This window comes from Mesorhizobium sp. M5C.F.Ca.ET.164.01.1.1 (genome assembly GCF_004792125.1).
Taxonomy (GTDB): domain Bacteria; phylum Pseudomonadota; class Alphaproteobacteria; order Rhizobiales; family Rhizobiaceae; genus Mesorhizobium; species Mesorhizobium wenxiniae.
Window position 1 is genome coordinate 256,890 of the sequence record NZ_SRTG01000001.1, and the last position, 22,016, is coordinate 278,905.

The 22,016-nt window shown below is 63.5% G+C and carries 20 protein-coding genes; 13 read left to right on the forward strand and 7 right to left on the reverse strand.

Annotation, left to right across the window (positions count from 1 at the left end; all coding sequences use genetic code 11):
• Window position 1: 1 nt before the first annotated feature.
• Complete coding sequence (gene pgi / locus EN807_RS01200) at window positions 2–1,645, reverse strand: glucose-6-phosphate isomerase (RefSeq protein ID WP_135933570.1); 1,644 nt, start codon at window positions 1,643–1,645, stop codon at window positions 2–4.
• Window positions 1,646–2,009: 364 nt separating this feature from the next.
• On the opposite strand from pgi, the gene EN807_RS01205 reads away from it, so the two are divergent.
• Entirely contained in the window at window positions 2,010–3,503 is a 1,494-nt protein-coding gene (locus EN807_RS01205; protein ID WP_135933571.1) for a PLP-dependent aminotransferase family protein, read from the forward strand.
• 183 nt (window positions 3,504–3,686) lie between these two features.
• Complete coding sequence (locus EN807_RS01210) at window positions 3,687–5,276, forward strand: trimethylamine methyltransferase family protein (protein WP_135933572.1); 1,590 nt, start codon at window positions 3,687–3,689, stop codon at window positions 5,274–5,276.
• Between the two features lie 21 nt (window positions 5,277–5,297).
• On the opposite strand, the gene EN807_RS01215 is transcribed toward EN807_RS01210, so the two are convergent.
• From EN807_RS01215 to EN807_RS01225, 3 genes are read right to left on the reverse strand one after another with little or no spacing between them, the layout of a single operon-like run.
• Window positions 5,298–5,696, reverse strand: a complete 399-nt coding sequence (locus tag EN807_RS01215; protein WP_135933573.1) for a hypothetical protein — start codon at window positions 5,694–5,696, stop codon at window positions 5,298–5,300.
• A 54-nt stretch (window positions 5,697–5,750) separates the two neighbouring features.
• The gene (chrA, locus tag EN807_RS01220; protein WP_246683991.1) at window positions 5,751–7,118 is read right to left on the reverse strand and encodes a chromate efflux transporter; all 1,368 of its coding nucleotides are present in this window, start codon (window positions 7,116–7,118) and stop codon (window positions 5,751–5,753) included.
• A 56-nt stretch (window positions 7,119–7,174) separates the two neighbouring features.
• Window positions 7,175–7,999 carry a chromate resistance protein ChrB domain-containing protein gene (locus EN807_RS01225; protein WP_135935743.1) on the reverse strand — a complete coding sequence of 275 codons (825 nt, stop codon included), beginning with the start codon at window positions 7,997–7,999 and terminating at the stop codon, window positions 7,175–7,177.
• A gap of 189 nt (window positions 8,000–8,188) precedes the next feature.
• Here EN807_RS01225 and EN807_RS01230 point away from each other — a divergent pair, with 189 nt between their 5' ends.
• A complete protein-coding gene (locus EN807_RS01230; RefSeq protein ID WP_135933575.1) occupies window positions 8,189–8,608 on the forward strand; it encodes a GFA family protein in 420 nt (139 codons plus the stop codon).
• A gap of 175 nt (window positions 8,609–8,783) precedes the next feature.
• Here the strand turns inward: EN807_RS01230 and EN807_RS01235 are convergent, their stop codons facing one another.
• A complete protein-coding gene (locus EN807_RS01235; RefSeq protein ID WP_135933576.1) occupies window positions 8,784–10,589 on the reverse strand; it encodes an IlvD/Edd family dehydratase in 1,806 nt (601 codons plus the stop codon).
• 157 nt (window positions 10,590–10,746) lie between these two features.
• On the opposite strand from EN807_RS01235, the gene EN807_RS01240 reads away from it, so the two are divergent.
• Complete coding sequence (locus tag EN807_RS01240) at window positions 10,747–11,208, forward strand: carbon monoxide dehydrogenase subunit G (RefSeq protein WP_135933577.1); 462 nt, start codon at window positions 10,747–10,749, stop codon at window positions 11,206–11,208.
• Between the two features lie 130 nt (window positions 11,209–11,338).
• Here EN807_RS01240 and EN807_RS01245 read toward each other — a convergent pair whose 3' ends face one another.
• Entirely contained in the window at window positions 11,339–12,532 is a 1,194-nt protein-coding gene (locus EN807_RS01245; RefSeq protein WP_135933578.1) for an Mrp/NBP35 family ATP-binding protein, read from the reverse strand.
• A 242-nt stretch (window positions 12,533–12,774) separates the two neighbouring features.
• Between EN807_RS01245 and EN807_RS01250 the strand changes: the two genes are divergently transcribed.
• The 9 genes from EN807_RS01250 (at window position 12,775) to EN807_RS01290 (ending at window position 21,221) form a co-directional block, all read left to right on the forward strand.
• Window positions 12,775–13,152 carry a VOC family protein gene (locus EN807_RS01250; RefSeq protein WP_135933579.1) on the forward strand — a complete coding sequence of 126 codons (378 nt, stop codon included), beginning with the start codon at window positions 12,775–12,777 and terminating at the stop codon, window positions 13,150–13,152.
• 95 nt (window positions 13,153–13,247) lie between these two features.
• On the forward strand, window positions 13,248–14,147 hold the full coding sequence (locus EN807_RS01255) for a LysR family transcriptional regulator (RefSeq protein ID WP_135933580.1): 900 nt from the start codon (window positions 13,248–13,250) through the stop codon (window positions 14,145–14,147).
• Between the two features lie 134 nt (window positions 14,148–14,281).
• Window positions 14,282–14,761 carry a formate dehydrogenase subunit gamma gene (locus tag EN807_RS01260; protein WP_135933581.1) on the forward strand — a complete coding sequence of 160 codons (480 nt, stop codon included), beginning with the start codon at window positions 14,282–14,284 and terminating at the stop codon, window positions 14,759–14,761.
• Window positions 14,758–16,314, forward strand: coding sequence for an NADH-quinone oxidoreductase subunit NuoF (locus tag EN807_RS01265; RefSeq protein ID WP_135933582.1), 1,557 nt, complete (start codon window positions 14,758–14,760; stop codon window positions 16,312–16,314). The genes EN807_RS01260 and EN807_RS01265 overlap by 4 nt, the downstream gene beginning before the upstream one ends.
• Window positions 16,315–16,326: 12 nt before the next feature.
• Window positions 16,327–19,239 (forward strand): formate dehydrogenase subunit alpha, encoded by a 2,913-nt coding sequence (fdhF, locus tag EN807_RS01270; protein WP_135933583.1) that lies wholly within the window; start codon window positions 16,327–16,329, stop codon window positions 19,237–19,239.
• 2 nt (window positions 19,240–19,241) lie between these two features.
• The gene (gene fdhD / locus EN807_RS01275) at window positions 19,242–20,069 is read left to right on the forward strand and encodes a formate dehydrogenase accessory sulfurtransferase FdhD (protein ID WP_135933584.1); all 828 of its coding nucleotides are present in this window, start codon (window positions 19,242–19,244) and stop codon (window positions 20,067–20,069) included.
• Entirely contained in the window at window positions 20,059–20,379 is a 321-nt protein-coding gene (locus tag EN807_RS01280) for a formate dehydrogenase subunit delta (protein ID WP_135933585.1), read from the forward strand. Before fdhD ends, EN807_RS01280 begins: the two co-directional genes overlap by 11 nt.
• Before the next feature lie 125 nt (window positions 20,380–20,504).
• The gene (locus EN807_RS01285; protein ID WP_245477779.1) at window positions 20,505–20,657 is read left to right on the forward strand and encodes a hypothetical protein; all 153 of its coding nucleotides are present in this window, start codon (window positions 20,505–20,507) and stop codon (window positions 20,655–20,657) included.
• Between the two features lie 120 nt (window positions 20,658–20,777).
• Window positions 20,778–21,221 carry a nuclear transport factor 2 family protein gene (locus EN807_RS01290; protein WP_246683992.1) on the forward strand — a complete coding sequence of 148 codons (444 nt, stop codon included), beginning with the start codon at window positions 20,778–20,780 and terminating at the stop codon, window positions 21,219–21,221.
• Window positions 21,222–21,321: 100 nt separating this feature from the next.
• On the opposite strand, the gene EN807_RS35370 is transcribed toward EN807_RS01290, so the two are convergent.
• On the reverse strand, window positions 21,322–21,831 hold the full coding sequence (locus EN807_RS35370; protein ID WP_189522315.1) for a hypothetical protein: 510 nt from the start codon (window positions 21,829–21,831) through the stop codon (window positions 21,322–21,324).
• Window positions 21,832–22,016: the final 185 nt, after the last annotated feature.

The following is a 22,016-nucleotide window of genomic DNA, read 5'->3' on the forward strand; positions in this document are numbered from 1 at the left end:
CCTACTCCGATCCGCGCAATCGGTGGATATGTCCCACTAGTCCGGCGGTCGAAGCGTCCCGCTTTGCGGCATTCTCCTTGCCTTCCACGACAGGCAGCAGGCCGGTCGCCAGTTCCTTGCCGAGTTCGACGCCCCACTGGTCGAAGGAATTGATGTTGAAGAGCGTGCCTTCGACGAAGACGCGGTGCTCATAGAGCGCGATCAGCCGCCCGAACGTATGCGGATCGAGTTGTCTGTAGAGGATCGTCACCGAGGGCCGGTTGCCGGAGAAGACGCGGTGCGGGGCGATCCTGTCAACCTCGGCAGGCGTCATGCCTTTTGCCAGCATCTGCGCGCGCGCTTCCTCAAGCGTGCGACCCTTCATGAAGGCCTCCGACTGCGCCAGGCAGTTGGCGAGCAACAGATCGTGGTGATGCTTGAGATCCGGCTCATGGCCGATGGCGGCTGCGAGGAATTCGACCGGAATGAAATCGGTGCCCTGGTGCAGCAGCTGGAAGAAGGCGTGCTGGCCATTGGTGCCGGGCTCGCCCCAGACCAGTGGGCCGGTCGGCGTCGTCACAGCGCCGCCGTCGAGGGTGACGCTCTTGCCGTTCGATTCCATGTCGAGCTGCTGCAGATAGGCCGGCAGCCTGGACAGGCGCTGGTCGTAGGGGATGACGGCGCGGGCCGGGTATTGGCAGATCACCCGATGCCACCAGCCGACCAGCCCCATCAGCACCGGCAGGTTCCTGGCCAGCGGCGCCGTCTGAAAATGTTCGTCCATAGCATGCGCGCCGTCGAGAAAGGCGCGAAAATTCTTCGGGCCGACGGCGATCATCACCGGCAGGCCGATCGCGCCCCAGACCGAATAGCGTCCGCCGACCCAGTCCCAGAAGCCGAAGACGCGGTCGGAAGCGATGCCGAACTTGGCCACCAGCTCCAGCGCCGTCGAGACGGCGGCGAAATGCTTGCCGACCGCTTCCTTGCCGAGCGCCTTCTGGACCCATTCGCGCGCCGTCTCGGCATTGGTCATCGTCTCGACCGTGGTGAAGGTTTTCGAGGCGACGATGAACAGCGTGGTTTCGGCGGAAAGGCCCTTCAGCGTGTCGTGGATATGAGCGCCGTCGATGTTGGAGACGTAGTGCGTGCGCGGCCCGTCGTGATAGGGTGCCAGCGCCAGCGTCGCCATGGCCGGGCCAAGGTCGGACCCGCCGATGCCGATGTTGACGATGTCGGTGATCTTCTTACCTGTGGCGCCGGCCGCCATGCCGGAGCGCACGGCATCGGCGAAGACGCCCATCGCGTCGAGCACGGCGACAACCTCCGCCTTCACATCTTGACCGTCGAGCACGATGCCCTTGCCGTTCAGGTTGCGCAGGGCGGTGTGCAGCACGGCGCGGCCTTCGGTGACGTTGATCTTCTTGCCTGAGAACATCGCGGCGCGCCGGCCTTCGAGATCGGCGGCTCCCGCCAGCATCCCCAGCATATCCATCGTCTGCGCATCGACCGCGCATTTCGACCAGTCGAACAGCAGGTCGCCGTCGGTGGCGGAGAATTTTTCGAAGCGCTGCGGATCAGCGGCGAAAGCCTCGCGCATGCTGCCCGATTTGGCCGCACGGTGATCGCGCAGGGCGTCGAGCTGTTTTTGAAAGGACGATTGATCCACTGCCTCACTCCGAGCCTTGAAATGCCTACATACCAGACCGGATGTTTCCGGCGCGTGTCGTCGCGTCCAAACTATCTAGCCGAAATCAACTGGTTTCAATGCGCAGCGATGACGCACGGCGTCATGCCAGGGATGACGCGTTGCGTCAGGCCAGGGGATGACGCGTTGCGTCAGGCCGCGATGACGCGTTTGCGTCACGCTGGGATGACGCGTTGCGTCACGTTGGGGGTGCCGCAGTGCAGCGAAGGATCACTGGCGTAAATCCCAGCGATCAGAAAAATTGATTGGCGCAACAGCTTGTGCCACCGGTACATTCGACTGGTCCAGCCAAGTGAAAAAAGCTGGCCATCGAGGAACATCTTCCATGCCACAGCGAAACGACACGGCCATATGGTCCGGCCTGTTCCGGATTTCGGCGGAATCCGGCCAGACCCTGCAGGCACAGATCCGTCAAGCGATCGTCGCCGCCATCCTCGACCGGCAAATCGCCGCCTCGATGCCGCTTCCGTCCTGCCGGATCCTGGCCGAGAAACTCGGCGTGGCGCGCGGCACCGTGGTGCTGGCTTTCCAGCAACTCGTCGACCAGGGTTTCCTGGTGGCGCGCGAACGGCGCGGCCATTTCGTCAATCCGGACGTGCTGGCAACGCCGGCCAAACCGCACCAGAAGGCGCCCGACCAGGCCAATGAGATCGACTGGAAGGCGCGCCGACAGATCGCGGCCAGCGACATGCCGCCGCCGGCCAAGCACGACAACTGGATCAAGTCGTCCTACCCCTTTGTCTATGGCCAGTTCGATCCGGCACTGTTCCCGACCGCCGAGTGGCGCGAGTGCAACCGCATGGCGCTCGCCGTGCTCGAGATCCGCAACTGGGCGTCCGACATGGTCGACCGCGACGATCCGCTGCTGATCGAGCAGATCCAGGCGCGGCTGTTGCCGCGGCGCGGCATCTTCGCCAATCCCGATGAGATCATCGTCACGCTCGGTGCGCAGAATGCGCTCTACATGCTGGCGACGCTGCTGATGACCAAGGGCTCCAAGGTCGCCATGGAAGACCCCGGCTATCCCGACGCACGCTCGATCTTCCGGCTGGCGGGCGCCGATGTCACACCGGTCCCGGTCGACCACTCCGGCATCGTAACCGCTTCTATTCCCAGTGATTCCGGCTTCGTCTTCGTGACGCCCAGCCACCATTGCCCGACCATGGTGCCGCTGTCGGCGGAGCGCCGGCAGGACCTGCTGGCGCGCGCCAATCGCCACAACCAGATCATCATCGAGGACGGCTATGACAGCCAGCTTCTGGACGAAGCGCCGCAGCAGGCGCTGAAGAGCCTCGACCGTTCGGGCCGCGTCATCTATGTCGGCTCGATGTCGAAGACACTGGCTCCGGGCCTTAGGCTCGGCTACATCGTCGCCTCGGCCGGGCTGATCTCCGAGCTTCGTGCGCTACGCCGCTTCATGCTGCGTCATCCGCCGGCCAACAATCAGCGCGCGGTCGCACTGTTCCTTTCGCTTGGCCATCACGAGGCGCTGGTGCGGCGGCTGTCGAGCGCCTTCGACGAACGGCGCAAGCGTCTGATCCATGCGATTACCGCCTTCTTGCCGGAGTGGCGTTCGACCGATTCCGCCGGGGGCGCGTCGCTCTGGCTCGAGGGCCCGCGCGGCACCGATTCGCGCGGTCTGGCCGAGGCCGCCGCCTCGCGCAGCGTCATCATCGAGCCTGGCGACCGTTTCTTCGACCGCACCGAAAAGCCGTCGCGCTTTATGCGGCTGGGCATCTCCTCGATTGCGCTGCAGCACATCGAGCCCGGCATCCGCGAACTGGCGACGGCAGCCGGGCGCAGGCCGGCGGCGGCTTGATGCCTCGTTCGGGCCGTGACGGGATCGAGCACGGTTCCTAGCGCTCTGGCATATGTGACGGGCCCGGCTGGCTCATAGGCTGTGCCAATGCCGGCGGCATAGTTCGAGGCATAAGGGGACGAAGCAGGCCGATGGTGGACCAACCACCGCAGCCGCTTCGCAGCTAAAGGTGGAGTGCCTCCCATGTCAGTGGCTGTTGAGAAGCCGGATATGCCCTCGGACCAACGTTCGCGGCGTTCCGGCGGGCGCGAAGCGCGTCGCGCCATGCGGGCGGCGCCACTTGCCGACGATATCAAGCCGGTACGCGCCGGCCTCGAAGGCGGAAGCTACGGGCCGCTCAGCGATATCGACCGCGAGCGCATCCACGAAGCGGTGCTGACGCTGCTTGAAACGGTCGGTTTCGCCAATGCTATCCCATCCTGCATCGAGGCGCTGACCAAGGCCGGCGCCACCCTCGGCGAGGACGGCCGCATTCGTTTTCCGCGCGCGCTCGTCCTCGATACCATCAAGAAGGCCGCACGCCACTTCACCCTGCATGGCCAGGATCCCAAGCACGACATGCTGATCCAGGGCAAGCGCGTGCATTACGGCACGGCAGGCGCCGCGGTGCATCTGGTCGATGTCGAGAAGCGCGAGTATCGCGAGTCGCTGCTGCAGGACATCTATGACGCCGCCCGCATCGTCGAAGGACTCGACAACATCCATTTCTTCCAGCGGCCGATGGTGCCGCGCGACATTCCCGATCCGCTCGACATGGATTTCAACACGCTCTACGCCTGCGTGATGGGCACGTCGAAGCATGTCGGCACATCCTTCACGGTGCGCGAGAACGTCAAGCCGGCGCTCGACATGCTCTATGCGATTGCCGGCGGCGAAGAGAATTTTCGCGCGCGGCCTTTCGTCTCCAATTCGAACTGTTTTGTCGTGCCGCCGATGAAATTCGCCGAGGACGCCTGCGGCGTGCTCGAGGCCTGCGTCGAAGGCGGCATTCCGATCCTATTGCTGTCGGCCGGCCAGGCGGGCGCCACGGCGCCGGCAGCGATTGCCGGTGCGGTAGTGCAAGCGGTGGCCGAGGTGCTCGCCGGCCTTGTCTACGTCAACGCCATCAAACCCGGGCATCCGGCGATCTTCGGCACCTGGCCGTTCGTCTCGGATCTCAGGACCGGCGCCATGTCGGGCGGCTCGGCCGAGCAAGCGGTGCTGACGTCTGCCTGCGCCCAGATGGCGCAGTTCTACGACTTGCCGGGCGGTTCGGCCGCCGGCATGACGGATTCGAAACTGCCTGATATTCAGTCCGGTTACGAAAAAGGCATCACCGATGTGATGGCCGGCCTTGCCGGCCTCAACCTTGTTTACGAATCGGCCGGCATGCACGCCTCACTGCTCGGTTTCTGCCTGGAAAGTCTGATCATCGACAACGACATGCTCGGCCATTGCCTGCGCTGCGTGCGCGGCATTGAAGTGACCGATGAGTCGCTGTCGTTAGACACCATCGCCGACGTCTGCCTGAAGGGGCCGGGTCACTATCTCGGCAACGAGCAGACGCTGCGGCTGATGCAGACGGAATATTACTATCCGGCGGTCGGCGACCGCTTTTCGCCGAAGGAGTGGAACGAGAAAGGCAGGCCCGACATCTTGCAGCGGGCGATCATCGAGAAGAAACGCATCCTCGCCGAGCGCTTCCCGCGCCATGTCCCGAAGCTGGTCGACGATAAGTTGCGCGCCCGCTTCGGCAATCTGATCCATCTGCCGCGCAGCGGCATGGGCGGCTGAGAACGCTTCTCGTCAAAACGGTCAGTCGGCCCTCAACCCGTAGCGCTCGACGACTTCGCCACTGATCAGCTTGGCATGCAGCGTCATCAGTATGATTTGCGCATCGAAGCTGTCTTCGGCCTCAAGTGCCGCCTCGATCCGGCGCTCCGCACCCAGCCTATGTTGAAGGCCGTTGAATTGCTCGAATGCTTCCGGTCCGGCAATACAATAGCCAAGCAGCTGCGCCACCGGTGGATAGGCTTGTGGTGGCGGCTCGTCAGGCCAGTGGTCCTTCATCAGATTGACGATGGTGAGCTTTGCTCCCTCCGGCACAAGGGCGGGATGAAGGTCGACGCCGCGTAACGCGGCGTCGAGTTGCCTGAGGTCGCCTGATCGGCCGAACATTCCGAGGAAGCCTAGGGAAGAGCGTCGTCGCGCCATGATGTTGCTATCCGAATGCCCGAACTACAATGAAGCGACGGCCGCACGGAGCCGCTACCCGCTCGCTGCCAGCAACAAAACACCAGCGAGGGCCGATCCCGCAAGCGTCGGCAGCATGCCGATCTTCAGCTTCAGAATGGCGATCATGGCAGCACACGACAGCAGCGCCGCGCGCCAGTCGATGGATGAGAGCACCGGCACGTCCATTCCAAGCCCGATGTTGCGCACCTCGCCGAAAATGACGTGCAAGCCGAACCACAGAGCGAGATTCATGATGACGCCGACGACGGCAGCGGTGATCGCGCCCAGTGCCGCCGACAGTGCCTTGTTGCCGCGCAGGGCTTCGATGTAGGGCGCACCGAGGAATATCCAGAAGAAGCAAGGCGTGAACGTCGCCCATAGGGTGAGCATCGCCCCAAGCGATCCTGCAAGCAGCGGGCTCAACGATCCGGATTGGCGGAACGCGGCAAGAAAGCCGACGAACTGCAGGACCAGAATGAGCGGACCAGGCGTGGTTTCGGCAAGCCCGAGGCCATCGACCATTTCACCGGGTGCGAGCCAGCCGAAGGACTCGACCGCTGCCTGCGCGACATAGGCAAGGACCGCATAAGCGCCGCCGAAGGTGACGACCGCCATGACGCTGAAGAAGCCACCGATCTCAGTCCACACGCTGGTGGATCCGGTGAACGCCCAGATCAGCAGCACGGGGCCGAGCCAGATCGGCAGCCAGATCGCAATGATGCGCGGCGCATGCCATCGCGTCGGCCTGGTGTGGGCCAGCTCGCCGCGCTCGAACATCAGGTCGACCGCGCCCTTGATGTCGGGAACCGCGTCTTTGCCGTGTGCCGCACCGGAAAAAAGGGCCGGCGCAACACGGTTTCCAATCCAGCCCGTCACGCCGGCAAGCAGGATGATGAGCGGAAACGGCAGGTTCAATGCATAGATGGCAATGAAGGCGGCGAGCGCGATCGAAACCATGACCCGGTTCTTCAGGGCCCGACGTCCGATCCGGATCATCGCCTCGATCACGATGGCGAGCACGGCTGCTTTCACCCCGAAAAACAGCGCCTCGACGAGCGGAGCGTCGCCATACAGCGCATAGAGGATGCTCAAGGTGAGCATCACAAGCGCGCCCGGCGCGACGAAGAGGATCCCGGCGACCAGGCCGCCGATCGTCCGGTGCAGCAGCCAGCCGATATAGATGGCGAGTTGCTGGGCTTCAGGGCCGGGCAGCAGCATGCAGTAGTTCAACGCATGCAGGAAACGTTGCTCGCCGATCCAACGCCGTTCCTCGACCAGCTCCTTGTGCATGAGCGCGATCTGCCCGGCCGGCCCGCCGAAGCTGACCAGGCCGATTTTCGCCCAGAGCTTTACGCCTTCGCGGAAGGTTGGCGCAGCCGGCGCTTCGACGATCTCGCCCATTTTCTCCGAAGCCCCCATTTTGTCAGAAGCCCCCGCTGTGTCAGAAGCCCGGGCGCTCATAATGGCTTGCTCATGCTCACGCTTGGCCAGTTGTGCGTCTCCTCGGTGGCGTCGCGGCACCATCGGAAAAACGCATCGTAGAGCAGCATGCCTGCCTCCAGCTGTTCCAGATCGTCGCGAAACATCCGCGACAGGCCAAGCGAGGCGGCCAGGAATCCGGCCGCCTGGGGAACCAGATCGAGACTTGCAGTGTCGGCTGCGCGCACAATCATGGCGAGGCGATCGAGCGGTTCGGATTCGAGTCCGAACTCTTCGATCATTGTGTCGAAGGTGCAGCGTTCGCCGCGGTGTGACCAGAACACATCGTCGATGTCGAAAGGCACGGCCTGAAAGCGATCTGCAGTGGCCAACACTTCGGCCGCCTCGACAAAGAGAAAAACAGCGCTCGGATCGACGAAACGCCGGATAAGCCAGGGGCAGGCGATGCGATCGACCTTCGGGCGGGTCCGCGTCACCCACACGGTGCGGCCCTTTTCATCGCGGGGCGGTATCTTGCCGGCATGGACCAAAAACCCCTTGGCATCGCGCCAGGCCTCGAAACCGCCTTCGAGGGATTCGGCGGCAATGCCGTCATGCCGCAGCCATGCGGCCACGCCTTGCGAGAGCTTCTGCCCTTTTTGGCAGACGACCGTCACTCGGCGGCCGGCGAATTCAGATGCCCAGGTCGATACGGTTTTGAAATCACGCCGGTTTGAGGCCGGCAGCAGGCGCGGATCGGCGTTGTAGTCCTCTTCGATGCGAACATCGATGATCGCGGGCGCACCCGGCAGACCAATCAGACGGGACAGTTGCGATACGGTGATAGCGGTTGTCGACGGCATGGCGTCCACCTCCTTGAGAGAGAAGCTTGGACGCGAACGTTGGGCTGACGCCTCACGGGGTCGTCGCGATGCACCCCTTGCCATGATCGTGGATTTGTAGCGCCCGCTTGTCAAGCGCCATCCTTGCAGCAGAGGATGCTATGGCTCCGAGCCGGTTTGGCCGAGCCAGAACACGTCTGGAGGAGAACCATGAAAAAGACCTATCACGGCAGCTGCCATTGCGGCGCGGTCCGTTTCGAAGCCGAAATCGACCTCGCCGAGGGTATCCGCAAATGCAATTGCAGCTTCTGCTGGAAACTCGGCTACCGGAAGTCCTTCGCGGCCTATGAGGCCGTGCGGGTGACGGATGGCCGCGACCGGATGCGGGAATACAAGGCGACGCCGTCGAACTGGCCGGAAGGCGACATCAACCACTATATGTGCCCGAACTGCGGCGCGAATTTTCTCTCGCGCGGCTATCTCGACTTCATGGGCGGAAATTTCTGGGCGGTGAACGTCGCTTGCCTCGATGACGTCACCGAAGAGGAACTCGCCGCATCACCAATTGTCTACGAGGACGGCAAGCGCGACAGGCAGGACAAAGCGCCGGAGATCACCGGCTATCTCTGAGCGGCGGGCCCAGCAGACATATAGCGGCGGCTTGATCGGTTCAAGCCGCCGCCAGCGGAAAGCGCCGCAGACGGGCGTCTAAAGCGCGTCGTCTGAAACAGGCGACGCCCTTTAGACCTTTGTTTTTATGCATGTCGTTGTCCCAAAGCCGCTGCACACTTTTGGGCGACATGCATTAGTGATTGTCCCGCGGCACGCCGCGGGTGTGCGCCACATCCTGGTATTTCACCGCCGGCTTCAGCACCATTCCTTCGGAAAACTGGTCGACCATGCCGCGCTGGATCTCCTGCCATGGCGTCTGGTGCTTGGGGTAGTGATAGCCGCCACTGTTCTGCAGCTCGGCGCGACGGCGCGTGATCTCGTCGTCGGTGACGAGAATGTCGGCGGTGCCCTTGCGCAGGTCGATGCGGACGCGGTCACCGGTCTTCAACAGCGCCAGCCCGCCGCCTATGGCGGCTTCGGGCGAGGCGTTGAGGATCGACGGCGAGCCCGACGTGCCCGACTGGCGACCGTCGCCGATGCAGGCCAGCGCATGAATGCCTTTCTTAATGAGATGGGCCGGCGGCTGCATGTTGACGACTTCGGCGCCGCCCGGATAACCGATCGGGCCGGCGCCGCGCATGAATAGGATCGTGTGCTCGTCGATGCCTTGCGCCGGATCGTCGATGCGGGCGTGGTAGTCTTCGGGCCCGTCGAAGACCATGGCGTTGCCTTCGAAGGCCTCGGGGTCCTTCGGGTTCGACAGATAGCGTTCGCGGAATTCGGGCGAGATACCGCTGGTCTTCATAATCGCCGAATCAAACAGATTACCCCTAAGATTGATGAAGCCGGCATTGGCTTTCAGCGGCTCGGCGACGGTGCGGATGACGTCGAGATTCTCGTTGACGGCCCCACTGCAATTGTCGCCCATCGTCTTGCCGTTGACGGTCATGGCGTCGGGATGGGGCAACAGCCCGGCCTTCATCAGTTCGGCCACCACCGCCGGCACGCCACCGGCATGATGATAATCCTCGCCGAGATATTCGCCCGACGGCTGCAGGTTGACGATGAGCGGTATTTTGAGGCCGACCTGCTGCCAGTCGTCATTGTCGAGCGGCACGCCGAGATGGCGTGCGATGGCGTTGAGATGGATCGGCGCATTGGTCGAGCCGCCGATGGCCGAATTGACGACGATGGCATTCTCGAAGGCCTGTCGGGTCATGATGTCGGAGGGCTTCAGATCCTCATGCACCATGTCGACGATGCGTTTTCCCGTCTCATAGGCGATCTGGCCACGCTCGCGATAGGGAGCGGGGATCGCGGCCGAGCCCGGCAGCTGCATGCCGAGCGCCTCGGCCAGCGAATTCATGGTGGTGGCGGTGCCCATAGTGTTGCAATAGCCGGTGGACGGCGCCGAGGAGGCGACGATGTCCATGAACTCGTCATAGCCGATTTCGCCTGCCGACAGGCGCTGGCGCGATTCCCAGACGATGGTGCCGGAGCCGGTGCGCTTGCCCTTGTGCCAGCCGTTCAGCATCGGGCCGACCGACAGCGCGATAGCCGGAATGTTGACGGTGGCCGCTGCCATCAGCATGGCCGGCGTCGTCTTGTCGCAGCCGATGGTGAGCACGACGCCGTCGAGCGGGTAGCCGTAGAGCACCTCGACCAGGCCGAGATAGGCGAGGTTGCGGTCGAGTGCGGCGGTTGGGCGTTTGCCCGTCTCCTGGATCGGGTGGCATGGGAACTCGAAAGGGATGCCGCCCATCGAGACGATGCCCTCGCGCACGCGCTTGGCCAGCTCGATATGATGGCGATTGCAGGGCGACAGATCCGAGCCGGTCTGGGCGATGCCGATCAGCGGCTTGCCCGACATCAGTTCGGCACGCGTCAGCCCGTAATTCAGATAGCGCTCGAGGTAAAGCGCCGTCATCCCCGGATTGTCGGGATTGTCGAACCACTCCTGCGAGCGAAATTTCTTTTTCTGCGTGGGGGCGCCGGCCATCATGGTCTCCGTATTTGTATGACAAATCGATATGACAACGCGCGAGAGCAGGCAAGAGGCACGCGCCATCCGATTCCGGACTTTGGTGCGATAGACATACATCGGGCCCCACGCTAGACGGGATCGGGGTTTGTCAATTCGTGTCCGGGAGATTTTGATGGCTTTGGTGATCGAAGGCGAGGAACGCATCGCCGCACCCCTGCACAAGGTGTGGGAAGCGCTGAACGACCCGGACGTTCTGAGGCAGACCATTCCGGGCTGCCAGAGCCTCGAAAAGAAGTCCGACACCGAGTTGGGGGCGACCGTGATGCTCAAGATCGGCCCGATCAAGGCGACGTTCAACGGCGAGGTGATGCTGAAGAACCTCAACCCGCCGCATTCCTACACCATCCAGGGCGAGGGCAAGGGCGGCATCGCCGGCTTCGCAAAAGGCGGCGCCGATGTGACGCTGACCGCCGATGGGCCGGAGGCGACAATCCTGAAATATGCGGCCAAGGCCGATGTCGGCGGAAAGATCGCCCAGCTCGGCAGCCGGCTGATCGAATCGACGTCGAAGAAACTGGCCGGGCAGTTTTTTTCGAGTTTTGGCGAGAAGGTCGGCGGCTCCCCTCCCCCTTGAGGGTGGCCCGTAGGCCGGGTGGGGTCCGCGGCGACGCGCTCCACCTCTCTTAGTCCCAGTTGAAGGTCGGGGCAGTTGACGCGACCCCTCCCGCCTCGCTACGCGAGGCACCCTCCCCTCAAGGGGGGGATCACTCAAACACGATGCTCGGCACGGCAGCCTCGGCCGCGCCGCGTTCTTCGTTGACTCTGCCCCAGACCTTCGAGGCGATATCGCGGTAGATCTTCGCCTCGGCGCCATCGGGCTTCGAGACCACCACCGGCGTGCCGGCATCCGAGCTTTCGCGGATGCCCATTTCGAGCGGTACTTCGCCGAGGAAAGTCACGCCGAGACGCTCGGCCTCGCGGCGCGCGCCGCCATGGCCGAAGATGTCATAGCGCTTGCCGGTGTCGGGGGCGAGGAAATAGCTCATATTCTCGACGATGCCCAACAGCGGCACGTCGACCTTCCTGAACATGTTGAGGCCTTTTCGCGCATCGATCAAGGCCAGGTCCTGCGGCGTCGAGACGATGACGGCGCCGGCCAGCGGCACCTGCTGGGCCATGGTCAGCTGCGCGTCGCCGGTGCCGGGCGGCATGTCGACGACGAGCACGTCGAGCGGACCCCACTCGACCTCGCGCAGCATTTGCGTCAATGCCGACATCACCATCGGCCCGCGCCAGATCATCGGCGTCTCCTCATCGACGAGGAAGCCCATCGACATGACCTTCAGGCCGTAATTCTCCATCGGCTTCAGGACCTTGCCGTCGACGGTCTGCGGCCGGCCATGGATGTTGAGCAGCCGCGGCATGGACGGCCCGTAGATGTCGGCGTCGAGCACGCCTACCCTCAGGCCGTTGGCGGCGAGGCCAAGCGCCATGTTGACGGCAGTGGTCGACTTGCCGACGCCGCCCTTGCCGGAAGCGACAGCGATGATCGCCTCGATGCCGGGCACGCCGCGCTTGCCCTGGCTGTGCGAGGCTGGAGCATGCGGGGCCGGACGTGGCGCGGCAGCGGGTGCGGCCGGCGGCGCGGGCCTGGGGGCGGGTCTCTGCGGAACCGGAGCCTCCATGCCGCCCCCCTTCTTTTCCGCAGTGAGGGCAACCACGGCGCCGGCGACACCGGGGATCGCCTTGACGACACGCTCGGCGGCGGCGCGCAATGGCTCCATCTCCTGGGCCCGGGCAGCCGGCACCGTGATCGAGAAGAACACCTTGGCATCGGCAATGAAAATTTCGGAAACCATGCCGAGGTCGACGATGTTGCCGGTGAAATCCGGTCCGTTGACCGTCTTCAGGCGCTCGATGACGATTTCCTTGCTAACGTTTTCCTGGACGGCGGGCATCAGCTTTTCCTCTGTTTTCCGCCTGAGATAATGCAGTTCCCGAACAGAACCAAGCGGCGGAACGACACGCACGGGCCATAGCTTCAAAAACTTGGCGTCTGCTCGTAGGGATTTGCGGGAGTCGAAACGTCCTTAGGGAAGAGGCACGCCGATAGCGCAAGCTGCGGTCGCCGGAAGACGAAGCAGCCCTATCTTGTTGCAGGGCTTCGGGCGTGCTCGCCAGCAAGGAAAGGAGACCAATCATGCTCGCAAACAGCAACGCAACGGCCAATCTCGCGGTGAAGGACCTGGCCAAGGCCAAGGCCTTCTATGAAGACGTTCTGGGCCTGACGGAGGTTCACAACGAGGGTGGCGAACTGATCGTCTACAAATCCGGCGACACCAGCATCAATGTGTATCACTCGAAGTTCGCCGGAACCAACAAGGCGACGGCGGTGACCTGGATGGTCGGCGACGAGATCGGCAATATCGTCAATTCGCTGAAATCGAAGGGCGTCGCCTTCGAGCACTATGAGATGCCAGGCTTGACGATGGAAGGCGATGTCCATGTCGGCTACGGCATGAAGGTCGCATGGTTCAAGGATCCTGACGGCAACATTCTGAACCTTGTGGACAGGTAGGCTTGGACGGCGGCGAAGCTTTGCCGCATGAGGATTTCGCCAAGCAAAACAGCATGCATCTGGCGCAGCCTCACTTGGCCGGGTAGCGTCCGCTCATGATCGACAAGCTGGAATTCTTCATCGCGCTGGCCAGGGAAGAGCATTTCGGCCGGGCGGCGGAGGTGTGCGGCGTCACCCAGCCGACGCTTTCGGCCGGCATCAAGCAGCTGGAGGGCCAGCTCGGCGTGATGCTGGTTCTGCGTGGATCACGCTTTCAGGGGCTGACGCCGGAGGGAGAACAGGTGCTGGTGTGGGCGCGCCGCATCGTCGGCGACACCCGCACCATGCGCGAGGAGATGCGGGCGGCGCGCCACGGCCTCTCGGGGCGCATCCGCATCGCCGCCATCCCGACGGCGCTGGCCATGGTGGCGCGGCTGACGACACCTTTTCGGGCAAAACATCCCGGCGTCACCTTCTCGGTATTGTCGCGCACCTCGATCGAGGTGCTGTCGCTCCTCGGCAATTTCGACATCGACGCCGGCATCACCTATCTCGACAACGAGCCGCTGGGGCGGGTGATCAGCGTGCCGCTCTATGACGAGCGCTATCAGCTGATCACCGCGGTCGGAAACCCCTATTCCGAGCGCGACAAAGTGACATGGGCGGAGCTCAGCCAGCTGCCGCTTTGCCTGTTGACGCCGGACATGCAGAACCGCCGCATCATCGACCAGCACCTTGCCGAGGCCGGCACACAGGTGCGGCCGACGCTCGAATCCAATTCGATGATCGTACTGTTCTCGCATATTCGTACTGGCAAATGGTCGTCGATCATGCCGCTCAACCTCTCGGAAACATTCGGCTTTTCGGAGCCGATCCGGGCCATTCCGATCGTCGAGCCGGATGCCAGCCACACCGTTGGGCTGGTGGCGACACCGCGCGAGCCTCACACACCGCTGGTCTCGGCGCTGCTCGACGAGGCGATGGCGCTGGCAGACGATTTCCGCGCCCGCCAGTAAGCTAGAGATTGCCGGACGGCCGGCATCGATAGAAGATTTCTATCGAGCAACGGATCAGCTTTATTGATTTGGTGGGTTTCCTCTGATTTCCTAAGCACTTAGCGGAAGATTACTACGACCAGGGAGGGCGCTGCATGACGATGCAGCCTGCAAGTACCGAGATCGCGTCGCGCACGGCGGCGATCGTCCAGGAGCTGAAGGGCCTCGAAGGCCCGCTGTTGCCGATCCTCCACGGCATCCAGGAAGAGTTCGGTCATGTGCCGCTGGACGCGCTGCCGGTAATCGCCGAGGCGTTGAACATCTCCAAGGCGGAGGTGCACGGCGTCGTTACCTTCTATCATGACTACCGCCGCCACCCGGCCGGGCGGCATGTGCTGAAGCTTTGCCAGGCGGAAGCCTGTCAATCGATGGGCTCGGACTTGATCGCCGCCAAACTCAAGCAATTGCTGGGCATCGGCTTCCACGAGACGGCCCGCGACGGTTCGGTGACGCTGGAACCAGTCTATTGCCTCGGCCTTTGCGCCTGTGCGCCATCGGCGATGCTGGACGGCGAAGTGATCGGCCGGCTCAATGACGAAAAACTCGACGAGATCGTTGCCGAGGTACGTTCATGATCCCGCGCATCTACATTCCCGGCGATTCCGGTGCACTGGCGCTCGGTGCGGAGAAGGTCGCCAAGGGGGTTCATGCGGAACTGGCCGATCGCGGCATTGAGGCCAAGATCGTGCGCAATGGTTCGCGCGGCGCCTATTTCCTCGAGCCGATGGTCGAAGTGGCGACAGACAAGGGCCGCGTCGCGTACGGGCCGGTGAAGCCTTCCGACGTCAAAAGCCTGTTCGACAGCGGTTTCCTCACCGGCGGCTACCACAAGCGCTGGCTGGGCGCACCCGACAAGATCCCGTTCCTGGCCAAGCAGACGCGCCTGACTTTCGCGCGTTGCGGCGTCACAGATCCGTTGTCGCTCGACAATTACAAGGCGCATGGCGGGCTGAAGGGCCTGCAAAACGCGGTGGCCATGACGCCGGCCGATGTCGTCAGCCAAGTGACCGAGTCCGGCCTGCGCGGACGTGGCGGCGCCGGCTTCCCGACCGGCATCAAATGGAAGACGGTGCTCGATACCACGGCCGACCGCAAATATATCGTCTGCAATGCCGACGAGGGTGATTCGGGCACATTCGCCGACCGCATGATCATGGAAGGCGACCCGTTCGTGCTGATCGAAGGCATGACCATTGCCGGCATCGCGACGGGCGCTGCCAAGGGTTTCATCTATATCCGCTCGGAATATCCGCACGCGGTAGCGGTCATGCAGAAAGCCGTCGAGATCGCCCGCAAGGCCGGCCTGCTCGGCCTTAACGTGCTGGGTTCTCCAAATAGCTTCGATATGGAAGTCCGTGTCGGTGCCGGCGCCTATGTCTGCGGCGAGGAGACCTCGCTGCTCGACAGCCTCGAAGGCAAGCGCGGGCAGGTGCGAGCCAAACCGCCGCTGCCGGCGCACAAGGGCCTGTTCGGCAAGCCGACGGTGATCAACAACGTCATCTCGCTGGCTTCGGTGCCTGTCATCATGGATAAGGGGGCAGCCTTCTACAAGGATTTCGGCATGGGCCGTTCGCGCGGCACCATCCCGATCCAGATCGCCGGCAACGTCAAATATCCCGGTCTCTATGAGGCTGCGTTCGGCATGACGCTGGGCGAGATCGTTGATGATATCGGCGGCGGCACCGCGACAGGACGTCCGGTCAAGGCCGTGCAGGTCGGCGGCCCGCTCGGCGCCTATTTCCCGCGCGCGCTGTTCGATACGCCGTTCGACTACGAAGCGTTCGCCGCCAAGGATGGCTTGATCGGCCATGCCGGCCTCGTCGTGTTTGACGACAGCGCCGACATGCTGAAGCAGGCGCGCTTCGCCATGGAATTCTGCAGCATCGAAAGCTGCGGCAAGTGCACGCCCTGCCGCATCGGCTCGACGCGCGGCGTTGAGGTGCTGGACCGGCTCGCTCAGAACATCGAACCCGAGAAGCAGATCGCGCTGGTCACCGACCTTTGCAACACGATGAAGTTCGGCTCGCTTTGCGCTCTGGGCGGCTTCACCCCATATCCGGTGATGAGTGCACTCAACCATTTCCCCGACGACTTTCGGCCGACGCCGGTCGCCGAAGCAGCGGAATAGGAGCGGACAGGCATGAACGCGGCATTCGACATCAAATCGCTGGTCCAGGAAATCGACTACGGCACGCCCGCTTCGGAAGCGGAACAGCAGGTGACGCTGACGGTCGACGGCAAGTCGGTGACCGTGCCGGCGGGGACCTCGATCATGCGCGCTTCGATGGAAGCGGGCGTCGAAATCCCCAAACTCTGCGCGACCGACATGCTGGACTCGTTCGGCTCCTGCCGGGTCTGCCTCGTCGAGATCGATGGACGCGGCGGTACGCCGGCCTCCTGCACGACGCCGGTCGGCGAAGGCATGGTCGTGCACACGCAAACCGACCGCCTCAACGCCATCCGCCGCGGCGTGATGGAACTCTATGTCTCCGACCACCCGACCGGCTGGAACGAGAAGGCCGGCACAGGCGCCAGCGAGTTCGACAAGGTCGCCAGCACGGTCGGTCTGACCGAGAACCGCTATGGCGTTGACGGCCGCAACCACGTCAAGCAGGAGAACGGCGTAGCGCCCGGCCATGGTTCGCTGGCGGTCGACTACATCGCCCGCGATGAATCCAATCCTTATTTCACCTATGATCCCGCGCAATGCATCGTCTGCTCGCGTTGCGTGCGGGCCTGCGAGGAGGTGCAGGGCACCTTCGCGCTTACCATTGAGGGCCGCGGCTTCGAATCACGCATGGTCGCCGGCATGCACGAGGACTTCATCGCGTCCGAATGCGTGTCCTGCGGCGCCTGCGTGCAGGCCTGTCCGACCGATGCGCTGCGCGAGAAATCAGTACTTGCCAAGGGCCTGCCGGAGCGCTCGGCCGTCACCACCTGCGCTTATTGCGGCGTCGGCTGCTCGTTCAAGGCCGAGGTCAAGGGCGACGAGGTCATTCGCATGATGCCCTACAAGGAGGGCAAGGCGAACCACGGCCATTCCTGCGTGAAAGGTCGTTTCGCTTATGGCTATGCTACCCATAAGGACCGCATCCTGTCGCCGATGATCCGGGAAAAGATCACCGATCCCTGGCGGGAGGTGAGCTGGGAAGAGGCGATTGCCCATACGGCCAAGGAATTCCGCCGTATCCAGTACCAGTACGGACGCACCGCGATCGGCGGCATCACCTCCTCGCGTTGCACGAACGAGGAGACCTATCTCGTCCAGAAGCTGGTGCGGCAAGGCTTCCGCAACAACAATGTCGACACCTGCGCGCGCGTCTGCCACTCGCCGACGGGCTACGGGCTCGGCCAGACCTACGGCACCTCGGCCGGCACGCAGGACTTCGACTCTGTCGATTACACCGACGTTGCCGTCATCATCGGTGCCAATCCCGCTGCCGCCCATCCGGTGTTCGCCTCGCGGCTGAAGAAGCGGCTGCGCCAAGGCGCCAAGCTGATCGTGCTCGATCCGCGTCGCACCGAGATGGTCAAGTCGGCACATATCGAAGCGGCCTATCACCTGCCGCTGAAGCCCGGCACCAACGTGGCGGTGCTGACGGCGCTGGCGCATGTCATCGTCACCGAAGGTCTTTTCGACGAAGCCTTCATCCGCGAACGCTGCGACTGGGCGGAGTTCCAGGACTGGGCTTCGTTCGTCGCCTTGCCGGAAAACAGCCCAGAAACCGTCGGCAGATTGTCTGGCGTCGATCCCGAGCTGATCCGCGGCGCGGCACGTCTCTACGCCACCGGCGGCAACGGCGCGATCTATTACGGCCTCGGTGTGACAGAACACAGCCAGGGCTCAACCACGGTGATGGCGATCGCCAACCTGGCCATGGCCACCGGCAATATCGGCCGGCCGGGCGTCGGCGTGAACCCGCTGCGCGGCCAGAACAATGTGCAGGGCTCGTGCGACATGGGCTCCTTTCCGCACGAGTTGCCCGGCTATCGCCATATCTCCGGCGAAGCCGTGCGCGACATCTATGAAAGCCTGTGGGGTGTGAAGCTGGACGACGAGCCGGGCCTGCGCATTCCTAACATGCTGGATGCCGCCGTCGACGGTAGCTTCAAGGGCATCTACATCCAGGGCGAGGACATTCTGCAGTCCGATCCCGACACCAAGCATGTCGCCGCCGGCCTCGCCGCGATGGAATGCGTGGTCGTGCACGACCTCTTCCTCAACGAGACGGCGAACTACGCGCATGTCTTCCTGCCGGGCTCGACCTTCCTCGAGAAGGACGGCACTTTCACCAATGCCGAGCGCCGCATCAACATGGTGCGCAAGGTTCTGGAGCCGAAGGCGCGCTACGCCGATTGGGAGGCGACGCAGGAGCTTGCCCGTGCGGTCGGGCTGGACTGGAACTATCAGCATCCCTCCGAGATCATGGACGAGATCGCCAAAACGACGCCGAGCTTCGCCGGCGTCTCCTTCGAGCTGCTCGACCGTGTCGGATCCGTGCAATGGCCCTGCAACGAGAAGGCGCCGCTCGGAACCCCGATCATGCATATCGATGGTTTCGTGCGCGGCAAGGGCAAGTTCATCCGCACCGAATATGTAGCGACGGACGAAAGGACCGGCCCGCGCTTCCCGCTGCTACTCACTACGGGCCGGATTCTCTCGCAGTACAATGTCGGGGCGCAGACCAGGCGCACCGAGAATGTGATGTGGCACGCCGAAGACCGGTTGGAGATCCATCCGCACGATGCCGAGAACCGCGGCATCCGCGAAGGCGACTGGGTGCGGCTGGCGAGCCGTTCCGGCGAGACGACACTGCGCGCGCTGATCACCGACCGGGTGTCGCCGGGCGTGGTCTATACAACCTTCCACCACCCGGACACGCAGGCCAACGTCATCACCACCGACTTCTCGGACTGGGCGACCAACTGTCCGGAATACAAGGTCACGGCCGTGCAGGTGGCGCCGTCCAACGGGCCGACCGAATGGCAGAGGGATTATAACGAGCAGGCCCGCCAGAGCCGGCGCATCGCCCCGCTGGAAGCGGCGGAGTAGTCTTGGCCGCGCGCCGCAAAGCAACGACGCAGATCTCCCGGCTGGCGCATCGCGCCAGCGGCACCACAGCCGCGAACCGCATGGTTCCGGAGGAAACGCCGGTGGCGTTCTCCTTCGCCGGAACCACGCACGCGGTGATGATGGCGAGCCCCGCCGATTTCGAGGATTTCGCGCTCGGCTTCTCCCTGACCGAAGGCATCATCGCCACCCCGCAAGAAATCGAGGCGATCGAGGTCGAGGATCACGGCGCCGGGATCGACATCCAGATCAGGCTGAAGGACCAGGCCAATACGCGCTTCGAGGCGCGGCGCAGACGGCTGGCCGGCCCGGTCGGCTGCGGGCTGTGCGGCATCGAGTCGATCGAGGTGGCGATGCGCTCGGTCGACGCCGTCGGTTCGAATCTTACGCTCGCAGCCGACGATATCGTCCGCTCGGTCAAGCTGCTGTCCAAGGTGCAGCCGTTGCACGCCGAGACCGGTGCGGTCCACGCCGCCGGTTTCTACATCCCCGGCAAAGGCATCGTCATGGCGCGCGAGGATGTCGGCCGCCACAATGCGCTGGACAAGCTGGCCGGTGCGCTGGCGAGAGCCGGCATCGACGGCGCATCAGGGGCCGTGGTCGTGACGTCGCGCGTGTCGGTGGAGATGGTGCAGAAGACAGCGGCCATCGGCGCCGCCTTCATCATCGCCGTCTCGGCGCCGACCGCGCTTGCCATCCGCACGGCAGAAGAGGCCGGCATGACGCTGGTGGCGCTGGTGCGCGGCGATGATTTCGATATTTTCACTCACCCCAGTCGTGTGGTTTCCGGAGTTGCCAAGCATGTCGCATGACGAAGAACACATCATGAGCACCGGGGAAAAGCTGGTGCGCATGGCCAACCAGATCGCCGATTTCTTCCATTCCAAGCCGCGCGAGGAAGGCATTGCCGGCGTTGCCGAGCACATCAACAAGTTCTGGGAGCCGAGGATGCGGCGGCAGCTATTCGAGATGCTGGACGGCGGCGGTGAAGGCTTCAACGAACTCGTTGTGGCTGCTTCCGCCAAGATCAAGCGGCCCAAGACCCCAGAACAGGCCGATACGAGCATCGGCTACACCGGGCGTGGGCCTGCGCAGGCCGAGAGCGCCGCTCCGCAGAAATAGTCCGACAACCGCCTCCCGGTCGCCAAAGGTCTTATATACCCACTCTCTAAAGTTTGGCTGCCGCAAACGGTACGCCTCTGCTATAGTTGGCGACAAGAAATCGTCTGGCCGGGCGGGACATTTGCGTGAGGCCGATCGAAACTCGATATGCCCTTAGCGGCGACGTGCGGATCGCCTATCAGGTGGTCGGCCAAGGCTCGTTCGATCTCGTCTTCGTGCCGGGCTTCATCTCAAACCTCGACCTGCATTGGGAAGACGAGGCTACAGCCGTCTGTTGAAGCGGCTTTCGGCGTTCTCGCGGCTGGGTAGTGTCTCAGTTTGAAATCCGGCGGTCTTGGCGCGCCGCTCGCTCTCGCCATTCATGTGCGATATGATTGGTTTTTTGGTAACCAAGTTTGGTGGGCGTTGAAATGTTGAACTCCGACCTAACGAAATTCATCGAGCAGGACCATCTGGCGTTGGGCGCTTTTGTGAAGGGCGATCCTGAGCCCCTAAAGAGCCTCTATTCGCGTCGCGACGACGTGATAATCGCGAACCCGTTCGGTCCACCGGCTAAGGGATGGACAAAAGCGGCTGAGACGATGAATCGAGCTGCCACCAACTACCGGGACGGCGAGATCATTGGCTTTGAGCGCATCTCCGAGTACGCCACGGCGGACTTGGGATACATCATCGAGATCGAGCGGTTCCAATCGAAAGTCGGCGGTGCCGAAACAGTGGTGCCGATTGCGCTTCGGACCACCACCATCTTCCGGCGGGAGGATGGCGCATGGAGGATCGTCCTGCGTCACACCGACCCGATAACGTCGGCGCGGTCGGCGGCATCCATAGTTGGGCAATAGAAGATGCCAACCGGACTTAAAGGCCAGAAACGCCCCGCTGGTGATCGGCAATGCCGTCCGCGTCATGCGTATTGCCGTAGGTGAGGCAGCCGATGAACTCCTAGACGATGGCAAAGACCCGGCTGCGGAAGGCGCTGGGCGCGAAGGGCGGAAAGAAGCATGGCGGGGTCACTTCGAGCGGCTGTCCGGCAAGCCCGACGGCGGCCGCCGCCCTGGCGCGCATGAATGCCGCGATAGACGTACGCGGCGTCGTGGCGGCGATCTGCGCTCCGACGCTGCTGATCCATCGCCGCAACGAAGCGCGGTCGATCCCGACGCCAGCCGCTTCCTGGCCACGAAGATCGCGAATGCGCGGCTGGTCGAGGTGCCCGGGCGCGATCATCCGATCTGGACTGGCGATGTGGAACGGGTTGCCGACCTGATCGAGGAATTGCTGACCGGCGAGCGCGCCGTGGCTGAGGCGGAGCGCGTGCTGGCCGCTCTTCTGGCGACCCGCATCAATGATACGGCGCGGCTCGGCGACCGCATGGGGAGCGAGCGCAACCAACGCTTTCAGGAAACATGGCGGCTGTTGGTCGGGCGCCATGGTGGCAGCGCGGCAGGTATGCATGGCGAGCTGATGATGTCGCGCTTCGACGGCCCGGCACGTGCCAAACGCTGTGCAGGGGCGCTGCACGAGGCAGCAGCCCTATGTCGTGTCGGGCACCAGCCTATGGAACATCTATTGCATCGTGGAGTAGCAGTTCTTCTCGCGGTGACCGGGAGAGATGCCGACAGGCGGATGAGGGGTGGCGC

Coding starts and splice junctions, on each gene's coding strand:
- EN807_RS01205 (WP_135933571.1), top strand. CDS start 2,010: ATGCCACAGCGAAACGACACGGCCATATGGTCCGGCCTGTTCCGGATT.
- EN807_RS01210 (WP_135933572.1), top strand. CDS start 3,687: ATGTCAGTGGCTGTTGAGAAGCCGGATATGCCCTCGGACCAACGTTCG.
- EN807_RS01215 (WP_135933573.1), bottom strand. CDS start 5,696: ATGGCGCGACGACGCTCTTCCCTAGGCTTCCTCGGAATGTTCGGCCGA.
- chrA (WP_246683991.1), bottom strand. CDS start 7,118: ATGGGCGAGATCGTCGAAGCGCCGGCTGCGCCAACCTTCCGCGAAGGC.
- EN807_RS01225 (WP_135935743.1), bottom strand. CDS start 7,999: ATGCCGTCGACAACCGCTATCACCGTATCGCAACTGTCCCGTCTGATT.
- EN807_RS01230 (WP_135933575.1), top strand. CDS start 8,189: ATGAAAAAGACCTATCACGGCAGCTGCCATTGCGGCGCGGTCCGTTTC.
- EN807_RS01235 (WP_135933576.1), bottom strand. CDS start 10,589: ATGGCCGGCGCCCCCACGCAGAAAAAGAAATTTCGCTCGCAGGAGTGG.
- EN807_RS01240 (WP_135933577.1), top strand. CDS start 10,747: ATGGCTTTGGTGATCGAAGGCGAGGAACGCATCGCCGCACCCCTGCAC.
- EN807_RS01245 (WP_135933578.1), bottom strand. CDS start 12,532: ATGCCCGCCGTCCAGGAAAACGTTAGCAAGGAAATCGTCATCGAGCGC.
- EN807_RS01250 (WP_135933579.1), top strand. CDS start 12,775: ATGCTCGCAAACAGCAACGCAACGGCCAATCTCGCGGTGAAGGACCTG.
- EN807_RS01255 (WP_135933580.1), top strand. CDS start 13,248: ATGATCGACAAGCTGGAATTCTTCATCGCGCTGGCCAGGGAAGAGCAT.
- EN807_RS01260 (WP_135933581.1), top strand. CDS start 14,282: ATGACGATGCAGCCTGCAAGTACCGAGATCGCGTCGCGCACGGCGGCG.
- EN807_RS01265 (WP_135933582.1), top strand. CDS start 14,758: ATGATCCCGCGCATCTACATTCCCGGCGATTCCGGTGCACTGGCGCTC.
- fdhF (WP_135933583.1), top strand. CDS start 16,327: ATGAACGCGGCATTCGACATCAAATCGCTGGTCCAGGAAATCGACTAC.
- EN807_RS01280 (WP_135933585.1), top strand. CDS start 20,059: ATGTCGCATGACGAAGAACACATCATGAGCACCGGGGAAAAGCTGGTG.
- EN807_RS35370 (WP_189522315.1), bottom strand. CDS start 21,831: ATGCATACCTGCCGCGCTGCCACCATGGCGCCCGACCAACAGCCGCCA.